The following is a 922-nucleotide window of genomic DNA, read 5'->3' on the forward strand; positions in this document are numbered from 1 at the left end:
CACCGAGGTCGTCATCGAGGCCGCGCACTTCGACCAGGTCGCCATCGCGCGTACGGCCCGCCGCCACAAGCTGTCCTCCGAGGCGTCCCGCCGCTTCGAGCGCGGCGTCGACCCGCAGGCAGCCGCCGCGGCGGCCCAGCGCACGGTCGACCTGCTGGTGCTGCTCGCGGGCGGTACGGCCGACGCGGGTGTCACCGAGGTCAGCGCCCCCTCCGCGCCGCACACCATCACCGCTCCGGCCGACCACCCGGACAAGGTGGCGGGCGTCGAGTACGGCCGCGAGACCGTCGTACGGCGTCTCCAGGAGATCGGCTGCGACGTGTACGGGCAGGACGAGCTGATCGTCACCGTCCCGTCCTGGCGGCCCGACCTCACCGAGCCGAACGACCTGGCGGAGGAGGTCATCCGGCTCGAGGGCTACGAGAACCTCCCCTCCACGCTGCCCAAGCCCCCGTCGGGCCGTGGCCTGACCCACCGGCAGCGTCTGCACCGCCGCGTCGGCCGTGCCCTGGCGGGCGCGGGCTACGTCGAGGCGCCGACCTACCCGTTCATCTCGGAGCAGGTCTTCGACCAGCTCGGCCTGGACGCCGACGACCCGGCCCGCCGTGTCGTGAAGCTGACGAACCCGCTCAACGACGAGGAGCCCGCGCTCCGTACGTCGCTGCTGCCGGGTCTGCTCGGCGCGCTGCGCCGCAACGACGGCCGTGGCACGCACGACCTCGCGCTGTTCGAGACCGGCCTGGTCTTCCTCCCGCGCGCGGAGCAGAAGGTCGCCGCGAACCTGCCCGTCGACCGGCGTCCGACCGACGCGGAGCTCGCCGGGCTGAACGCCGCGCTGCCCGCGCAGCCGCGCCATGTCGCCGTCGTGGGCCCCGGCGCCCCCCCGCCCGCCCCCGGGGGGGGGGGGGGGGGCCCGCGCGCC

At 75.7% G+C, this 922-nt stretch carries 1 protein-coding gene; it reads left to right on the top strand.

What is annotated here, in order from left to right; genetic code table 11:
• On the top strand, window positions 1–922 hold a 922-nt coding region (locus ACFW2E_RS46550), incomplete at both ends, for a phenylalanine--tRNA ligase beta subunit-related protein (protein ID WP_384478151.1).

The sequence above is a fragment of the Streptomyces sp. NPDC058964 genome (assembly GCF_042741275.1).
GTDB lineage: Bacteria > Actinomycetota > Actinomycetes > Streptomycetales > Streptomycetaceae > Streptomyces.